Origin of the sequence: Mesorhizobium sp. B3-1-6, assembly GCF_006439555.1 — a bacterium.
Lineage (GTDB): Bacteria > Pseudomonadota > Alphaproteobacteria > Rhizobiales > Rhizobiaceae > Mesorhizobium.
The window spans coordinates 1-17,743 of sequence record NZ_VFTM01000049.1; the positions used below are offsets into that span (position 1 = coordinate 1).

The window sequence follows — 17,743 nt, forward strand, 5'->3', positions numbered from 1 at the left end:
CCCTATGACTGCCTCAGCCCCGGCCTGATGGACTATATCGCCACCTGGACCGCCAAGAAGTCGGGCGCCTTGGCGGCCTGACAAATCCTACGATTTCTGCCATGGGGCTGGCTGACACGCCGGCCCCATGTTTGTTTGGAAGTAACGATGCCCGCACCCGTTGTCTACGTCGATGCCGACGCCTGCCCGGTCAAGGCCGAGGTCGAGAAGGTCGCGGAGCGCCATGGCGTCATCGTCACCTATGTCTCCAATGGCGGCCTGCGGCCGTCGCGCGATCCGATGGTCCGCAACGTCGTCGTCTCCAAGGGCGCCGACGCGGCGGACGACTGGATCGTCGAGAATGCCAAGGCCAACGATGTCGTGGTGACGGCCGACATTCCACTTGCCGCGCGCACGGTGGCGCTCGGCGCGCATGTGCTTGGCCCCACCGGCCGCCCCTTCACGCCGGAAACCATAGGCATGGCGGTGGCGATGCGCGACCTCAAGCAGCATCTGCGCGAAACCGGCGAGAGCCGGGGGTTCAACGCCAGCTTCACGCAGAAGGACCGCTCGCAGTTTCTCGGCGAGCTCGACCGCATCTTGCGGCGGGCTTTGAAATCCGTCACACCGGACTGATCCAACGTCTTCAGGGGCCTCGGGCCATGGGTGAGGATCTCAACACGCCGATGCATCGGCACATGCAGTTCGCCCTCGCCGCGGCCATCGGCATCGTCGCGCTGCTGCTTGCCTTGTTGCTGCGCGCGCCGCTGCCCTACTCGATCGGCGCCAATGTGTTCTTCGCCAGCTATATCGCCCTGGTGCTGGCTCTGATGCCCAGCCTTACCGGGCGCTATCTCAGCAAGAACGCGCGCGCGACCGACCTGCCCGTCTTTCTGATCTTCGCCGTCACGCTCTTTGTCGTCGGCGCCGCCATCGTGTCGCTGTTCCTGCTCATCAACCAGAACGATGCCGCTCATCGCCTGCAGCTCGCCTTCGCCATGCTGTCGATCCCGCTCGGCTGGTTCACCATCCACGCTATGGCGTCGCTGCACTATGCGCATGTCTATTGGAAGGATGGCGACGAGCTCGACGAGAAAACCCAGAAGAAGATGCCAGTCGGCGGCCTCGATTTTCCGGGCGGTAGAAGACCGGAAGGCTGGGACTTCCTCTATTTCGCGACGGTCATCGGCATGACGGCGCAGACGGCGGACACGGCCATCACCACCTCGCAGATGCGCCTGGTCGTGCTCGTCCATTCGGTCCTGACCTTTTTCTTCAACACGGTGATCGTTGCCGCGGCGGTCAATCTCGCGGTCAGCCTGGGTTCTCCGTAATAAATCCGTGATCGCATGAAACAACGCTTTGCCTGACGGCGTATTGGGAGGAAGAACGCAAGCCGGTAAGCGGTGAGCGGTGCAGGGCCGGAGACGAAGATGGAAACCATTGCCAGGAACGAGCCGGTAGCAGAAGCCGATAAACCTGCGCCGAAAAATGGGCCGCTCATTTACCGGCAGTCGGGCTGGACCCGCCTTACCCACTGGCTCTGGGCTTTCTCGCTGTTCTTCATGCTGCTTTCCGGTCTGCAGATCTTCAATGCGCGACCGCAGCTCTATGTCGGCAAGCAGTCCGGCTTCGAGTTCAACAACACCATCCTCCAGATCGGCGCCGAGAATACCGCCAACGGACCGCGCGGTTTCACCGAAATCTTCGGCCATCGCTTCGACACCACAGGCGTGCTCGGCTGGTCCGGGCCGCCGGGACAAGAGACGCCGCGCGCCTTCCCGGCCTGGGCGACAATTCCCTCTTATTACGATCTCGGCACCGCCCGCGTCGTGCATTTCTTCTTCGCCTGGATCCTGACCACGACGCTGCTCGTCTGGCTGATCGCCGGCCTGGTCAACGGCCATATCCGTCGCGATCTCGCCCCTCGCGTGTCGGACCTGCGCAAGCTGCCGCGCGACATCGTCGATCACGCCAAGATGAAGTTCCATCACACGCGCGAATACAACACGCTGCAGAAGATGGCCTATGGCGGCGTGCTCTTCGTGCTGCTGCCGCTGATGATCATCACCGGGCTTGCAATGTCGCCGAGCATGAATTCGGTGTTGCCCTGGCTGAATGAGATACTCGGCGGCAGGCAGACGGCGCGGACCATCCATTTCACCGTCATGGTGCTGCTCGTCCTTTTCTTCGTCATCCACATCCTGATGATTCTCGCCGCCGGCCCGATCAACGAGCTGCGCTCGATCATCACCGGCTGGTACCGCACCGACCCGCCCACGAAGCACGCCGAGCCGAGCGAGAGGAGCGCCTGACATGGCAAAATTCCAAATCAGCCGCCGCAAGTTCCTGACCGCCAGCAGCCTCGGACTGTCCGGGATCGCGCTGTCGGGTTGCGATGCCTTCGACAACGGCCTCGGCATCGGTGGCGGCCTGCGCAGCTTCCTCGAGAACGCCAACGGCCTGACCTGGCGCGCGCAGCGCCTGCTTGCCGGCCGCGACGCGCTGGCGCCGGAATTCACCGAGGCCGATATCCGCCAGCCGCAGCGGCCGAATGGCATCACGGCGCCCGATGACGACACCTACAAGGGTCTGCTCGCCAACAATTTCGCCGACTGGCGCCTGGAGGTTTCAGGCCTCGTCGAAAAACCGCTGTCGCTGACCCGCGAGCAGCTCCAGAACATGCCGAGCCGCACCCAGATCACGCGCCACGACTGCGTCGAAGGCTGGAGCTGCATCGCCAAATGGACCGGCACGCCGCTGTCGTTGGTGCTGGACCAGGCGGTGGTCAAGCCGCAGGCCCGCTACGTCATGTTCCACTGCCTCGACACCATTGAGCAAAGCCTGTCTGGCAACATCAAATATTACGGCACCATCGACCTGATCGACGCCCGCCATCCACAGACGATTCTGTCCTATGGCCTGAACGGCAAGCCCTTGCCGGTCGAGAACGGCGCGCCGCTTCGCGTGCGGGTCGAGCGCCAGCTCGGCTACAAGATGCCCAAATACATCTACAAGATCGAGCTGGTCGACAGTTTTGCCAATGTCGGCGGCGGCCGCGGCGGCTACTGGGAGGACAATGGCTACGACTGGTATGGCGGGATTTGATGGTCCCTCGCCTGCAGGCCGAGCACGATCTGTCGCCCATCGAATTGGCTGCCCTCGAGGAACGTCTCAACGGCGACAACCGACGCAAAACCGGCTGCGATGATGATCGGGGGTTGATCTTCGTGATCCGCGACGAGGCCGGAGGCGTGATCGGCATTGCCGCCGGCTACTCGTGGGCAGGAACCGCCGAACTCAAATTGATGTGGGTCGATGAAGCCTATCGAGGCCGCAGCTACGGCAAGAAGCTGCTCGATGCTTTCACAGCCGAGGCCGCCAGCCGGGGCGTCGGGCGGGTATGGGTTTCGAGCCACGACTTCCAGGCGCCGGGCCTTTACGAAAAAGCCGGCTTCGAGCGCATGGCCGAGTTGCCGCAATGGCCCGAAGGCCATTCCAACGTCATCCTTTGTAAGACGATAGCCGCCCGGCATCGACCGGGCGCGACGGAGGCTTAAGCAACCTTGTCGAGCAGCGGCCTCAGCGCCGGGTGGATTTCCGGCGAAGCGTGCTTGATCAGCGTCAGCAGTGCGCGCTCGTTGTCGCGCAGCGGCCGCTGGCCGCCGCCGACGCGCTCGGCCAGCCATTCGGCCTCGCTCGCATCGATCGTCTCGGCGCGGCGGGCAAGCGCTTCGGTGGCCCGGTTCCTGGCTTCCCATTCCGCCTCGATATCGCCGGGCGAATGGTAGGCTTCGAGGATTGCCGCGAACCCGCCCGAGACCATCCGGCTGAAGAAACCGCCAAGCGTCGGGCCTGCCTCGTCCAGGAAGGTCTCGTGGCGCAGCGCCACTTCCCGCGTCGGTGGCTCGTAGCCGGTCGAACACATGACATAGTTGGCGATCGCCTTGACGAAGAGGTCGTTCCAGGACGGATCGTTTTCGGCGGCCGCGGTCCGGTCGTTGATCCTGAACAGGACCTCCGCCTCGGCCTTGCTGATGGCGATGTTGCCGTCGCCGCCATAGGCATAGAGGATGCGCCGCAACAGATCGACCTCGGCCTTGGTGATCAGCCCAGGTACGAGATCGCCGAGCATCAACGGGCCTTTGCCGTCGATTACCGCATGCGCGACCTGTTCCAGCGCATAGGCCGAGAGCTGGCCGGGCGAGGATTTCGCTTCCTCCAGCACATGCACCAGCAGCTCCAGCTCGGTGCGGCTGTCGACCATGCCGTCGCGCGAGATCGTGCGGACCAGCCAGTCGGCATTCTGCTCGGAGATGTAGCCTTCCGGCTTTTCCTGGTGGACGATATAGTCGGTCACCGCCTCGACGAAGAACGGCGCCCATTCGCCGCATTTGTCTCGCGCCGTCTGGTCGAGCGCGAACAGCGCCTCCGCCTCGCCGCGACCCATCACGCCATCCGCGAAAACCTCGCGCCGCAGCATCGTCACGTCTTCGGCCGTGATCTTGTTCTTCGAGGTCAGCCCCGCCACCGGAGCGCTCATGATCAATTCGCCCATTTGCCGTCCCTGCCCGTCGCCCGCTGCCGGCGAACTCAGTGCATTACCCCACCGAGCTTTATCAGCATTGTCTTGAGAAACCGGCAAACGGCGTGGTTAGCGAAGCCTTGTCGGCCAATGCATATCGCCGAAACGCAGGGCACGCTTTAAATGTCGCTGGGAGGTGACAAGGTGTCGCCGACGGGCTATGGATGGCGCGTCGGGGGCTCAGGCGACTGAGTCCTACCTGTTTGCGAGAGAGAGCAGCGCAAGCTGTCGCCGAAGGGGAAATCGCCCGAAATCTCTCAGGCAAAAGAACCGTAGACGGGAAAGACAACTCTGGAAAGTCGGGATTCGTCCCGCGCCGAAGGTGTAAGCGCTGCCGACAGAGTTACGGGGCGCGAGTCTCTCAGGCTTCAGACAGAGGGGCACGAATTAGGCCGCCGCCGGCGGTCGATTGCGTGCGACTCTGGAGAAGACATGACAGGCGACGACACCAGACATCTACCCCTTGAGGATTTGCATCAGGCCGCGGGCGCGCGTTTCGGCGCCTTCGCCGGCTGGTCGATGCCGCTCACCTACCCGCCCGGCGTGATGAAGGAGCACCTTCACTCACGCGAGCATGCCGGCCTGTTCGACATCTCGCATATGAAGCTGTTCGAGGTCGCCGGTCCGGGAGCCATCGCATTGTTGAACCGCGCCTGCCCGCTCGATGCCGGCGCGTTGGACATCTCGCAGTCCAAATACACTTTCTTCCTCAACGAGGCGGCAGGCATCATCGACGACCTGATCGTGACGCGCCTGGGCGATGACCGGTTCATGGTGGTGGCCAACGCCGGCAACGCCGTCGAGGACGAGAAGCATCTGCGCGACCTCTCCGCCGATTTCGATGCCAAGGTCGAGCCGCTTGACCGCGTGTTCCTGGCGATCCAGGGACCGGACGCCTGGGCAGCCCTTGCGCGGGCCAGCATCGAAACCGGCTCGCTGCTCTTCATGCACGGGGTCGAGCCCAGGCAAAACTGGTTCATGAGCCGTTCCGGCTACACCGGTGAGGACGGTTTCGAGATCGGCCTGCCGGAGAGGGATGCCCGCGATCTTGTTGCCAGACTCCTGGAAGACGAGCGCGTGCAGTGGATCGGCCTTGCCGCTCGCGACAGCCTGCGGCTCGAGGCCGGGCTTTGCCTGCACGGCCAGGACCTGACGCCGGAAATCGACCCGGCAAGCGCCGGACTGATGTGGGCGATTCCCAAGGAGGTTCGGGCCTCGGGTCATTTCATCGGCGCCGACGCGCTGCGCTCTGTCATCGAGCGTGGGCCGTCGCAGAAGCGCGTCGGCTTGAAGCCCGAAGGGCGTCAGCCGGTGCGCGCCGGCGCGGCGCTCATCGATGCCGACGGCAATCCGGCCGGCCACGTCACCTCGGGCGGCTTCGGCCCTTCGACCGGGCACCCCGTCGCCATGGGCTACGTCAACACCCCGCTGGCCAAGCCCGGCACGAAACTCTTCGCCGACGTCCGCGGGACGAAAATCCCGGTCGACGTCGCGTCCCTGCCCTTCACCCCACATCGCTACCGCAAAGGATAAGACCCAATGGCAAAGACCTATTTCACCGAAGACCATGAATGGCTGCGCGTAGAGGGTGGCGTCGCCACCGTCGGCATCACCGACTATGCGCAGGAACAGCTCGGCGATCTCGTTTTCGTCGAGCTGCCGGAAATCGGCCGCAAGCTTGCCAAGGGCGACACCGCCGTGGTCGTCGAATCCGTCAAGGCGGCGTCGGACGTCTACGCACCGGTCGACGGCGAGATCACCGAGGCCAACGCCTCGCTGTCGGCCGATCCCTCGCTGGTCAACTCGGCCGCGACCGGCGACGGCTGGCTCTGGAAGATGAAGCTCGCCAACGAAAGCCAGCTCGACAGCCTCATGGACGAGGCCGGCTACAAAGCCCATATCGGCTGATATCAGGACATAAAGACATGACCGCAGCGCTTACTCCCTTCTCGGCCCGCCATATCGGCCCGGGCGTCAACGATGTCAGAGCCATGCTTGCCGTGCTCGGCGTTCCGTCCGTCGAAACGCTGATCAGCCAGGCCGTGCCGAGATCGATCCGCCTCGACCAGCCGCTCAACCTGCCGGCTCCGGCCAGCGAAGCGGAAGCGCTGGCCGAACTGTCTGCGATCATGGCGAAGAACACGGTGCTGAAAAGCTTCATCGGCGCCGGCTATCATGGCGTCTTCGTGCCGCCGGTCATCCAGCGCAACCTGTTCGAGAACCCGGCCTGGTACACGGCCTACACCCCCTACCAGGCCGAGATCAGCCAGGGTCGGCTGGAGATGCTGTTCAACTTCCAGACATTGGTGACGGAACTGACCGGCCTGCCGGTGGCGTCCGCCTCGCTGCTCGATGAAGCCACCGCCGTCGCCGAAGCCGTCGGCATCGCGCTGCGCCACCACCGCGACAAGCGCACCAAGGTGGCGCTTGCCGGCACGCCGCATCCGCAGACGCTGGACGTCGTGCGCACCCGCGCCGAACCGCTCGGCATCGAGGTCGACGGCGAGACGATCGACGACAACACCGCCGCCCTGCTCGTATCCTGGCCGGACACATTCGGCGTCTACGGCGACCACAAGGCGGCGATCGAGAAGGCCCGTGCCGCCGGCGCGCTCGTCGTCTTCATCGCCGATCCGCTGGCGCTGACCCTCACCGACGCGCCGGCGAAGCTTGGCGCCGACATCGCCGTCGGTCCGATGCAGCGTTTCGGCGTGCCGATGGGCTTTGGCGGCCCGCATGCCGCCTATTGCGCCGTTTCCGACAAGCTGACCCGCCTGATGCCCGGCCGCCTGGTCGGCCAGTCGACGGACACCATGGGCCGCCCGGGCTACCGGTTGGCGCTGCAGACGCGCGAGCAGCACATCCGCCGCGACAAGGCGACCTCCAACATCTGCACCGCGCAGGCGCTGTTGGCCAATATGGCGACGGCCTATGCGATCTGGCACGGTCCTGCCGGCCTGCAGGCGATTGCCGGTCAGATCCACGGGTTTGCCGATCGCCTCGCCTCGGGCCTCAAGGCTGCAGGCGTTGCTGTGCTTGGCGCAAGCCGCTTCGACACAGTGACCGCGGAAGTGAAGGGCAAGGCCGCGGCAATAGAAGCTGCCGCTCAGAAGACCGGCCGGCTGTTGCGCGTCATCGATGCCGACTGCGTCAGTGTCGCCTTCGACGAGACTTCCACGGAAGCCGACCTCGAGGCGATCGCCGCCCTGTTCGGGGCCAAGCCCGGCGCGGCGGAAGGCGGCTCCATGCCGGGCAAGCCGCGCGGCAAGGAATTCCTCACCCAGCCGGTCTTCCACGACAACCATTCCGAAACCGAGATGATGCGCTTCCTGCGCAGGCTGGCCGACAAGGACCTCGCGCTCGATCGCACCATGATCCCGCTCGGATCCTGCACCATGAAGCTCAACGCCGCCGCCGAGATGATGCCTGTGAGCTGGCCGAGCGTCGCCAATCTGCATCCTTTCGCGCCGGCCGGCCATTGCGAGGGCTATCGCAAGATGGTCGGCGATCTGGAGGCCTGGCTGTCGGAAATCACCGGTTTCGACGCCGTCAGCCTGCAGCCCAATGCCGGCAGCCAGGGCGAATATGCCGGCCTGCTCGCCATCCGCGCCTATCACCGCGCGCGCGGTGAAAGCCACCGCACCGTTTGCCTGATTCCGTCCTCCGCGCACGGCACCAATCCGGCCAGCGCCGCGATGGCCGGCATGAGTGTCGTCGTCGTGCGTTGCCTGGACGACGGCAACATCGACATGGACGATCTGCGCGCCAAGGCCAACGAGCATTCCAAGAACCTTGCGGCGCTGATGTTCACCTACCCTTCGACGCATGGCGTCTACGAGGAAGGGGCGCGCCATCTCTGCGCGCTGATCCACGAGCATGGCGGCCAGGTCTATTTTGACGGCGCCAACCTCAACGCCCTGGTCGGCCTCGCCCGCCCCGGCGACATCGGCGCCGACGTCTGCCACATGAACCTGCACAAGACCTTCTGCATCCCGCATGGCGGCGGCGGCCCGGGCGTCGGCCCGATCGGCGTCAGGGCGCATCTGAAACCCTATTTGCCGGGCCATGTCACCGAAGGCTCGGAGCATGCCGTTGCCGCCGCGCCCTTCGGCAGTGCGTCGATCCTGCCGATCACGTGGATGTACATCCGCATGATGGGCGGCTCCGGCCTGAAGCAGGCGACCGAGACGGCGATCGTTTCCGCCAACTACGTGGCGACGCGGCTCGCGCCGCACTACCCGCTGCTCTACAAGGGCAGGAGCGATCGCATCGCGCATGAATGCATCCTCGACACGCGCGTGCTCAAGGAAAGCGCCGGCATCAGCGTCGACGACATCGCCAAACGCCTGATCGACTACGGCTTCCATGCGCCGACCATGTCGTTCCCGGTCGCCGGCACGCTGATGGTCGAGCCGACCGAGTCCGAGCCCAAGCGCGAGCTCGACCGTTTTTGCGAGGCGATGATCGCCATCGCCGGCGAGGCGGCGAAAGTGGCGAAGGGCGAGTGGCCGTCCAGCGACAACCCGCTGGTCAACGCCCCGCACACCGCGGCGGAGGCGCTTGCCGGTGAGTGGAAGCATCCCTACTCGCGGCTGGAGGCGGCCTATCCGGCGGGCGACGCGGATCTGTCGGCGAAATACTGGCCGCCGGTCTCGCGCATCGACAATGTCGCCGGCGACCGCAACCTGGTCTGCTCGTGCCCGCCGCTGTCGGAATATCTCGGCGCCGCGGAGTAGCAGCCCAGGTTTTGCTCAGGCGGTTTTCAGGGCCGGCCCCACATCGGGCTGGCCCAATTCGGTCTGAGCGATGACGCGGTTGCGTCCTGCACGCTTGGCCGCATAAAGCGCGGCGTCCGCTTGCGCCAGCACCTCGTCGAGGGGGCGGCCGGCGGTCGAGCCGAATCCCACGCCGCCGCTGACGCTGCTGCGCAGCGGGCCGCGATGGGTCGCAACGATCTCGGTGCCGAAAGCGACGCCGATCCGGCTTGCCATGTCATGCGCCTTTTCCGGCGTCACGCGCGTCATGACGAGCGCGAATTCCTCGCCGCCCAGCCGGAATGCGTCGACCCCTGCCCTGCCGTATTTCTTGATCACCGCCGCGAAGCGGCAAAGCACCTGGTCGCCGACGGGATGACCGAAGACGTCGTTGGTCATCTTGAAATGGTCGAGATCGAACATCGCGATCGCCATGAACGGACCGAAGCTGCGATCGCCGTAAAGCTCGGTGAGCGCCCTGCGGTTCATCAGGCCGGTCAGCGGATCGGTCATCGTCTCGGCCTTGAGCTCGATCTGCGCCTGCAGGTGGTGCAGCGAAAGCGTCAGCGCGCCGAGGCCGGTCATGCAGGCGACCGCGACGACGGAGTTCAGCCGTTCCGCCCAATTGTCGGGCGCGGCGCCGAGGACCCTTTGCCCCTGGACGAGCAACACCGCGCCGCACAGCGCGAAGGACAGACCGCAGGCTCCGCTGAGGAAGGAGACGACCAGAAGGATCCGCCGGTCGTGATCCCCCTTCATCCAGAACATCGCCCCGATCGCCGCGAGCAGCGCCGTCACGGCCGCATAGGTGATCTGGAAGCCGATGCCGTCGAAGCCGAGATAGGTGACCAGAGCGCAGGCCGCCATCGCGGCCAGCGCCGGCACAATGGCGCGGCGGTAGTCGCGAAAGCCGAGATACTGCATGGCCGACAGGCAGATGATCAGGAAACCCAGGGTCAACAGCGCCAGCACGACCTGGCACAGCCAGGGATCGGCATCCTTGGCATAGCGCCAGAACGCGACGACATGGGCGACGAGCACCAGGGTGCCGCAGGCGACCGTGAGCACGAAGCGCGCCCGCGGCGTGGTGAGCCAGATTGCAAACATGGTGATGCTGAGGCATGTGCCCGACAGTGCCGCCGCGAGCAGGAGCGAACTGAAATCCAACATCCGTGAAGAACTGCCTTTAGCGTCTAGCCGGTGCCCGTCCCCTCAATGTAGGCTGGCTGCGGCCGGCGCAAACCGTTTTCGGACGATGCCCAACGCTACCTCGACACAGGGTTTACAAAGCGTCGACATGTGAGGCGAAATCCCGTGACGATACACGGGAAACGAGAACCCGCAGACGGATCAGCCCTTGTCGAGCAGCGCCAGATTGGCGTTGACCACCGTCTGGTCGGCCATGCCGGCCTTGGCTTCGAGCAGCAGCGCGCGCGCCTTCTTCTTGTTGCCGCGCAGAAGCTGCGAATAACCCATATTGTTGACGATCTGCGGCTTGCGCCCCGCGACCTTCAACAGCTGCATATAGGCGCGATCGGCGAAGTCGAAGCGGCCAAGCTCGTCATAGGATGCGGCAAGCCCCATCCAGGCCTCGGCATTGTCGGATTTGAGTTCTACCGCCTTGCGGAAATGCTGTTCGGCAAGGCCGAAATTCGCCTCGCGGAACTGCGCCTTGCCTTCAACGAGGTCGTTGGCGCTGACATCCTTGGCCACCGGCTGGATCGCCGTGGTCTTGGTTGTGTCGACGTTGTTGTTCGTCGTGCAGCCGGTAATCATCAAGACGGCCGCCAACGCCGCCGCTGCCCTGGGAAGTCTCTGACGCATGCCCCTGCCCCATCGCCCGATTTGCCGGGTCGTTCTTCAGGAAAAACCATACAGAAGAGCGATTAAGCTTCGGTGCCGAAATGCAGCTAAATTTTGGTTGCCCGCAGAGGATGCGTTAACCACGGTTGCCCGGATTCAGGTCAGGCCGAGCCGAAAGCGACGGGTTCCGAGAACCGGCCTACGCCGGCCGTTACCTTCATAGAGCGGAGACACTCACGAGCGCTTCGGCCGGCGAAGGCCGGAAGCGCAGGAAGCCGGTACTTGCAGGCCGGCCTCACCTGAATCCTTAGTGCGCGGTCAGCTTCACGATGATCGGTATGATGGCGATCATCAGCACCACCGGCAGGATGCAAACCGTCACCGGGACCGACATCTTGGCCGGCAGGGCATGCGCCTTCTCCTCGGCCAGCGACATGCGCTTGTGCCGCATTTCGTCGGAAAAGACGCGCAGCGAGCCCGACAGGCTGGTGCCGAGTTCCTTGGATTGCTGCAGCAGCGTCGCGAAGGAGCGAACCTCGTCGAGGCTGAGGCGGTCGGCAAGCGCCTTCAGCGCGTCGTCGAGGCTGCGCCCGGCCCGCAACTCCAGCGACACCAGGATCAGGTTCTGGCTGAGCGACGGATAGGTCCTGGCAAGCTCCCTGGAGACCCGCTCGATGCCGGCCTCCATGCTCATGCCGGCATCGGAGCAGACGATCATCAAATCCATGAAATCGGGAAAGCCGTTGCGGTATTCGCGCATCTTTTCCCGAACCTTCTGCGTCAGCACCAGGCCAGGCAGGAAATAGCCGCCTGCAGCCGACAGGATGATGAAGGTCCAGCGGCTGGTCATGGTCGACTCGGCGCTGGCCGCCCAGTGGTTGACCAGGAATGCGCCGAGCGCCGCGCCGACCAGCGCGGCGAAACGGATCAGGAAGAACATGCCGACGGCGCGCGGCTCCATGTAGCCGGCCTGGATGAGCTTCAGGCGCAGCCGCGCGACATTTTCCGGATCGCTCTTGGCATAGAACTCCTGCGCCCGTTTCACCGCCTTCTCGCGCACGGCGTTGGTGCTCTTCTTGGGCGCGGGCTCCGCCTGCTCGGCCGGCTGCAAAATCTCCACCTTCAGCCGGCGCTTGACGTCGCCGCGATCGCCCTTGGCGAGCACCAGCGGCCAGGCGACGGCGCCGCCGCCCAGCACAAGGAGCAGCACGGCGACCGGCATCGGCGAGGTCGGCGCGAGCGAAGCGAGGAAGCGGATGACGTCTTCCATCTCAGAACCTGAAATTCGACATCTTGAACATGATGGCGTTGCCGAGGAGCAGCCAGATCACGGAGCCGCTCAGCATGTACCAGGTCTTCGGCACGTCCCAGACATCCTGGTAGAACTGCGGCATCAGCACCATGATGGCGGTGAACAGAAGCACGGGGACCGCAGTCAGGATGTAAGCCGACATGCGCCCTTCCGTCGAAATGGCGCGCACCTTGCGGCGCAGCTTGCCGCGGTCGCGGATCGTCGCCGACAGGCCGTCGAGGATCTCGCGCAGATTGCCGCCCGAACTGCTCTGGATCGACACCGCCGTGACGAACAGCGGCAGGTCCTCATGCCCCACCCGGTCGAAAAGGTTGTTCAGCGCCGAGACCAGGTCGGAGCCATAGGTCACCTCGTCGGCGACGACGCCGAACTCGGTGCCGATCGGATCGGCCATTTCGCGCGACACCATGGCAATCGCCACCGGCACCGGATGGCCGGCCTTCAGGCCGCGCGTGATCAGCTCCAGCGCCTCGGGCAGTTGCATGCCGAACCGCTTGTGCCGGCGCTTGCGCAGGAAGCGCATGGCCATTACCGGCAGCACCGGCAACAGCAAGACAAACAGGATGAGGCCGAACAGGAGCGGCAGGCCCTTCCAGATGCCGACAAGCGCCAGCGCCGCGGCCACGCCCGAGGTGATCGTCAGGAACTTCGGCAGCGGCGTGGTCATGCCGGACTGCGTGCGCAGGGCGCGGAAGCGGTCGAGAGAAAAGATGGAGCCGCCGCCGTCGATCCCGCGTTCCTTGCGCAGCTGGATCAGCACCTGCTCCTGGCTGATCTTATTCTCCGCGAGCTTCATGCGGCGGTTGATGGCCGTGCGCTTGTCGCTGCGCCCGGCATAGAGCAAATAAAGGCCCTCGGCGATCATGATGCCGGTGAGCGCCGCCGCGGCGTAGACGACGTAGACCGGGCTGAATCCCTCGAACACCGGCCTAGTCCTGCGGCCGGCCGGGTTCGAAATACTTGCCCGGGAATTCGATGCCCATGTTGCGCAGGTCCTCGAGGAAGCGTGGCCGGATGCCGGTCGCTTCGAAGTGGCCGAGGATCTTTCCGTCCGCCTCCATGCCGGTGCGCACGAAGCGGAAGATCTCCTGCATCTGGATGACGTCGCCTTCCATGCCGGTCACTTCGGCGACGCTGGTCACCTTGCGCTTGCCGTCGGACAGGCGCGTCAGCTGGACGATGATGTCGATGGCGCTGGAGATCTGGCTTCGGATCGACTGCACGGTCATCGGCATGCCGGTCATGCCGAGCATCTGTTCCAGACGCGAGATAGCATCGCGCGGCGTGTTGGCATGGATGGTGGCCATCGAGCCTTCATGACCGGTGTTCATCGCCTGCAGCATGTCGAAGGCTTCCTCGCCGCGGCACTCGCCGAGGATCACGCGGTCGGGGCGCATGCGCAGCGCGTTCTTGACCAGGTCGCGCTGCTTCAATTCGCCGTGGCCCTCGATATTGGCCGGGCGCGTTTCCATGCGCGCGACATGCGGCTGCTGCAGTTGCAACTCGGCCGCGTCCTCGATGGTGATCAAGCGCTCGTCTTCCGGAATGAAGGCCGACAAAGCATTGAGCATCGTCGTCTTGCCCGTGCCGGTGCCGCCGGAGATGATCGTGGTCTTGCGGGCATGCACCGCCGCCGCCAGCACCTCGGCCATGTTCTGGGTGATGGCGCCGAATTCGACCAGTTTGTGCAGGCCGAGCTTGTTCTTGGAGAATTTGCGGATCGACACCAGCGGCCCGTCGACGCCGACCGGGCGGATCGCCGCGTTGAAGCGCGAGCCGTCGAGCATGCGGGCGTCGACCATCGGCTGCGATTCATCGACGCGGCGGCCGACCGCCGCGACGATTTTATTAATGATTCGAAGGAGATGTGCCTCATCCTTGAACGGGATATTGACCTGCTGCAGCTTGCCGCGCTTTTCGACGAAGCAGTTCTGGTGGCCGTTGATCAGGATATCGTTGATCTCGGGGTCCTTGAGCAGCGGCTCCAGCGGGCCGAGGCCCACCATCTCGTCGACGATGTCGTCGACCAGGGCGTCGAGTTCGGCGTTGTTGATCGCCATCCGCTCATTGCGCGTCTTTTCCGAGACGAATTCATGCACCTGCCGGCGCATTTCATCCCGGGGCAGCCGCTCCAGCGCCACGAGGTTGATCTCTTCGAGCAGCATGCGATGGATACGCACACGCGCATCGAGCACCTTGTTGGCGCTCTTTGCAGGCGCTGCTTCAGGCTTCGGCGGCGCCGGCTTGCGGGTCGTCGGGATGATCACGGCATTGTGCGTGACCGGCGCGGATTCGGGCGCCCGCTGCGGACGAACGTCGCGGCTCTGCAGGTTGGAAAAGCGGCTGTTCATCCTGCCTTCCTCTTCAGCAAGCCCTTGCCCAGGCCGAACAGCGACTTCGACTTGGCCATCATCTGGACGGCCTCCTCCGGCAGGATGATCTTCTTCAGGTCGTTGACGACATTGGCGTTGGGGTCGATGGCGTGCAGCGGCACGCCGCGGTCGACCGCCTCGCGCACCAGCCGGTAATTGTTGGAGATGCCGCCAACGAAATGCTCGCCGAGTATCTCCTGGACGTCGGCCTGCTTGATGCCGCTGTCGAACATCTTCTGCTCGAAGCGGTTGACGATGACGTTGGGCTTCACTTCCTTGCCGGCGGTCTCATAGACGGCCTGGATGAGACGCTGCGTATGGCGCAGGCAGGGCACCGTCATCTCGGCGACGATATAGAGCTTGTTCGAGCCGAGCAGCACCGTCTCGGTCCAGGGGAACCATGTACGCGGCATGTCGATGACGACATTGTCGAAATAGGCCGCCACGAGGTCGAGCATGCGCACCACGACATCGGTCTTGAACGAGCGCATGTCCGACGGGCGCGTGGGAGCGGCTAGCACGCACAGCCCGCTCGCATGCTTGGACAGCATCACGTCAAGCAATTGCCGGTCGAGGCGCTCCGGCTGGTTCTCGATTTCCGTAATGTCGAAGCGCGGTTCGAGATCGAGATATTCGGCGCAGGCGCCTTGCTGGAAATTGAGGTCGACGACGCATGTCGAGGCGCCGCGCGTCACCGAATGATGCAGTTGGAACGCCGTCTGCAAGGCGAGCGTGGTGGTACCGACGCCGCCGGCGGCCGGCATGAACGTGTAGATGTGCGATTCGGTGTTCTCTTCCCGCCCCGGCCCTTGCAGCGCACGGATAACGGAACGCACGAGGTCGGCCGTGGTGATCGGCTTGACCAGGAAATCGGCGACCTTGAGCTGCACCAGGATACGCACCGCCGCCGCGTTGAATTCCTGGGTCACGACGATCACCGGAATGCTGCCTTCCAGCCGTCGCATGACACGCTGCAGCGACTCGATTTCCTCGAGCTTGGCTGCATCCATGTCGACGATGACCGTGCCGAAGTCCGTCTCGAGGATCTCGCCGCGCAGCTCGTTGACACTCTTTTCCAGCGTCAAAAGCTCGATGACCTCGGAGGCCGCGAAAGCTGTCCGTGTGTCTTGCAAGAACGTCGTGTCCGTCGAAACGAGCAGGATCTTCTTGGTCTTGCTACCAGATGCCATCGTCGTCAGCCCATCAGTCCGATGTCGTTGATGATGATGTCGTCGGCGCCGACCCCGAGCCGGCCTTCGCACCGACGGCGGTGCTCTCGGAACCCGGACGCTGGGCCGGCACGAGAAGCCGGGTGTTCTGCACGCCGTACTTCCACGGATCGACCATCTGCATGGCGGTGTTGGACGCCTGTGCGTTGCCGACTCCGAGCGTCACCCCTTCGGTGCGGACATAGTCGTCGCTGGTGCAGCCGCCGGCGAAACCGGCCAGGAGCAGAGCGATGCAAACGGGGATGCGCATGGCCTTAGTCCTTTGGCAGATCGAGGAAGTGGCCGGACGTGGCGGCAGCTATCGGGCGGGCGGCGCTGCCGTCCGCCAGCGTCACCGGACGCTTCGACGCCGAGGCGTCCACTTCCTCTGTGTTGTTCAGGAAATAGTCGGCGGGACTTGCCGGCTGGGTGCCGTCGGTCGGCTCGACCATCTTCTTCGAGGGATCGACCGGCTTGACCAGGTAAGGCGTGACGATGATGACCAGGTCGGTCTCGCGCCGCTGATAGGATTTCGACGAAAACAGCGGACCGAGCACCGGCAGCCTGCCGATCCCCGGCACCCGCGATGTCGTGATGTCGTTCTGCGACTGCAGGAGGCCGGCGATCATGAAGCTCTGGCCGTTCTTGAGGTCGACCGATGTCCTGGCGCGGCGCACGATGAAGGCCGGAATGGAAATGCCGCTGCTGACCTGGATGGAAGCGGACGGGTCGATCGAGGACACTTCCGGCGCGATGTCGAGGCTTACCAGCCCGTCCTTCAGCACCGTCGGCGTGAAATCCAGGCCGACGCCGTACTTCTTGTAGGTGACGCTGATCTTGCCATTGTCTTCGGAAACCGGGATCGGGAACTCGCCGCCGGCAAGGAAGCTCGCCGTCTGGCCCGAACGCGCAATCAGGTTCGGCTCCGCCAGCCGCCGCGCCAGGCCGCGTTCCTCCAGCGCCTTGATGGCGATGTCGATCGAAACGCCGTTCGACAGCAGGCTGCCGATGATCTCGCCTGTTCCGGCAGCCGTCAGGTTTCCCCCATCCGGGCTCAGCACGACTTTGCGGTTGCCGATGCCATAGGCGAAATTGGCGGCGTATTTGGCGCCGAGATCCTGACCGGCCTGGCGATTGATCTCGACGAAGCGGACGTTGAGCTGCACCTGCTGCGAGGACGAGATGTTGACCGAGTTGATGATTTCCTCGTTGCCGGAAAAGCGCGACGCGATCTTGCTGGCCTTGTCGGCGGCGACCGCATCGTCGGCCTCGCCCGACAGCACGACGCGGCCGTTCGCCGAACCGACCTTGATCTTGGCGTCGGGAACGCTGGCGCGGATGGTGCTGGCCAGTTGGTCTGTATCCAGCGTCACCTCGATATCGATGGTGCCGACAAGCTGCTTGTTCTGGTCGAACAGGGCGATACCGGTGGTGCCCAGATTGTTGCCGAGCACGTAGAAGGACTTGTCGGTCAGCGGATTGACGTTGGCGATCTCCGGATCGCCGATGACGATCTGGTAGAAGGCGGCGCTTGTCATGATCGTCTTCGGCTTGCCCTTGGCCACCTTGATCGAGGCGTTCTTGTTCGCCGATACATAGACGACGTCATTGCCAGCCCTTGCCGGCGCGGCGACGCCAAGCATTGCCGCCGCCAGCGCTATCGCGCCGAGAAGACGCCATCCCCCGGTCGTCCGAAATGCATCAAACCCGAACATCTTGCCCCGTCCCCG

General features: G+C 64.4%; 17 protein-coding genes, 1 pseudogene and 1 riboswitch. Of the genes and pseudogenes, 9 read left to right on the top strand and 9 right to left on the bottom strand.

Annotated elements, in window-relative coordinates:
- The 6 genes and pseudogenes from FJ414_RS29160 to FJ414_RS29185 form a co-directional block, all read left to right on the top strand.
- A pseudogene (locus FJ414_RS29160) lies at positions 1-81 on the top strand (aldehyde-activating protein); the annotation flags it as partial.
- 66 nt (positions 82-147) lie between these two features.
- A complete protein-coding gene (locus FJ414_RS29165; protein ID WP_140647814.1) occupies positions 148-615 on the top strand; it encodes a YaiI/YqxD family protein in 468 nt (155 codons plus the stop codon).
- A 26-nt stretch (positions 616-641) separates the two neighbouring features.
- Positions 642-1,313 (top strand): DUF1345 domain-containing protein, encoded by a 672-nt coding sequence (locus tag FJ414_RS29170; RefSeq protein WP_140647815.1) that lies wholly within the window; start codon positions 642-644, stop codon positions 1,311-1,313.
- A gap of 99 nt (positions 1,314-1,412) precedes the next feature.
- Complete coding sequence (locus FJ414_RS29175; protein WP_140647816.1) at positions 1,413-2,294, top strand: cytochrome b/b6 domain-containing protein; 882 nt, start codon at positions 1,413-1,415, stop codon at positions 2,292-2,294.
- Between the two features lies 1 nt (position 2,295).
- Positions 2,296-3,087, top strand: a complete 792-nt coding sequence (locus tag FJ414_RS29180) for a molybdopterin-binding protein (RefSeq protein WP_140647817.1) — start codon at positions 2,296-2,298, stop codon at positions 3,085-3,087.
- On the top strand, positions 3,087-3,539 hold the full coding sequence (locus FJ414_RS29185; protein ID WP_140647818.1) for a GNAT family N-acetyltransferase: 453 nt from the start codon (positions 3,087-3,089) through the stop codon (positions 3,537-3,539). Before FJ414_RS29180 ends, FJ414_RS29185 begins: the two co-directional genes overlap by 1 nt.
- Here FJ414_RS29185 and FJ414_RS29190 read toward each other — a convergent pair.
- Positions 3,536-4,537 carry a hypothetical protein gene (locus FJ414_RS29190; RefSeq protein ID WP_140647819.1) on the bottom strand — a complete coding sequence of 334 codons (1,002 nt, stop codon included), beginning with the start codon at positions 4,535-4,537 and terminating at the stop codon, positions 3,536-3,538. The genes FJ414_RS29185 and FJ414_RS29190 overlap by 4 nt on opposite strands.
- Before the next feature lie 223 nt (positions 4,538-4,760).
- Positions 4,761-4,847: riboswitch (glycine riboswitch) on the top strand.
- A gap of 149 nt (positions 4,848-4,996) precedes the next feature.
- Here FJ414_RS29190 and gcvT point away from each other — a divergent pair.
- Genes gcvT through gcvP form a run of 3 tightly spaced genes read left to right on the top strand, consistent with a single transcriptional unit; the run spans position 4,997 to position 9,300 of the window.
- Positions 4,997-6,097 (top strand): glycine cleavage system aminomethyltransferase GcvT, encoded by a 1,101-nt coding sequence (gene gcvT / locus FJ414_RS29195; RefSeq protein WP_140647820.1) that lies wholly within the window; start codon positions 4,997-4,999, stop codon positions 6,095-6,097.
- Between the two features lie 6 nt (positions 6,098-6,103).
- Positions 6,104-6,472: a glycine cleavage system protein GcvH gene (gene gcvH / locus FJ414_RS29200; RefSeq protein WP_140647821.1), complete on the top strand. Its 369-nt coding sequence runs from the start codon at positions 6,104-6,106 to the stop codon at positions 6,470-6,472.
- 17 nt (positions 6,473-6,489) lie between these two features.
- A complete protein-coding gene (gene gcvP, locus FJ414_RS29205; protein WP_140647822.1) occupies positions 6,490-9,300 on the top strand; it encodes an aminomethyl-transferring glycine dehydrogenase in 2,811 nt (936 codons plus the stop codon).
- Between the two features lie 15 nt (positions 9,301-9,315).
- Here gcvP and FJ414_RS29210 read toward each other — a convergent pair whose 3' ends face one another.
- The 8 genes from FJ414_RS29210 to FJ414_RS29245 form a co-directional block, all read right to left on the bottom strand.
- Positions 9,316-10,488, bottom strand: coding sequence for a GGDEF domain-containing protein (locus FJ414_RS29210; protein WP_140647823.1), 1,173 nt, complete (start codon positions 10,486-10,488; stop codon positions 9,316-9,318).
- Positions 10,489-10,668: 180 nt separating this feature from the next.
- Positions 10,669-11,142 (bottom strand): hypothetical protein, encoded by a 474-nt coding sequence (locus tag FJ414_RS29215; RefSeq protein WP_140542191.1) that lies wholly within the window; start codon positions 11,140-11,142, stop codon positions 10,669-10,671.
- A 286-nt stretch (positions 11,143-11,428) separates the two neighbouring features.
- Complete coding sequence (locus FJ414_RS29220) at positions 11,429-12,391, bottom strand: type II secretion system F family protein (RefSeq protein ID WP_140647824.1); 963 nt, start codon at positions 12,389-12,391, stop codon at positions 11,429-11,431.
- Position 12,392: 1 nt separating this feature from the next.
- Positions 12,393-13,358 (bottom strand): type II secretion system F family protein, encoded by a 966-nt coding sequence (locus FJ414_RS29225; protein ID WP_140647825.1) that lies wholly within the window; start codon positions 13,356-13,358, stop codon positions 12,393-12,395.
- Positions 13,359-13,362: 4 nt separating this feature from the next.
- A complete protein-coding gene (locus tag FJ414_RS29230) occupies positions 13,363-14,784 on the bottom strand; it encodes a CpaF family protein (RefSeq protein ID WP_140647826.1) in 1,422 nt (473 codons plus the stop codon).
- On the bottom strand, positions 14,781-15,995 hold the full coding sequence (locus FJ414_RS29235) for a response regulator (protein WP_140647827.1): 1,215 nt from the start codon (positions 15,993-15,995) through the stop codon (positions 14,781-14,783). The genes FJ414_RS29230 and FJ414_RS29235 overlap by 4 nt, the downstream gene beginning before the upstream one ends.
- A gap of 13 nt (positions 15,996-16,008) precedes the next feature.
- The gene (locus FJ414_RS29240) at positions 16,009-16,284 is read right to left on the bottom strand and encodes a hypothetical protein (RefSeq protein ID WP_140647828.1); all 276 of its coding nucleotides are present in this window, start codon (positions 16,282-16,284) and stop codon (positions 16,009-16,011) included.
- Positions 16,285-16,288: 4 nt separating this feature from the next.
- On the bottom strand, positions 16,289-17,656 hold the full coding sequence (locus tag FJ414_RS29245) for a type II and III secretion system protein family protein (protein ID WP_226891767.1): 1,368 nt from the start codon (positions 17,654-17,656) through the stop codon (positions 16,289-16,291).
- Between the last annotated feature and the right edge of the window lie 87 nt (positions 17,657-17,743).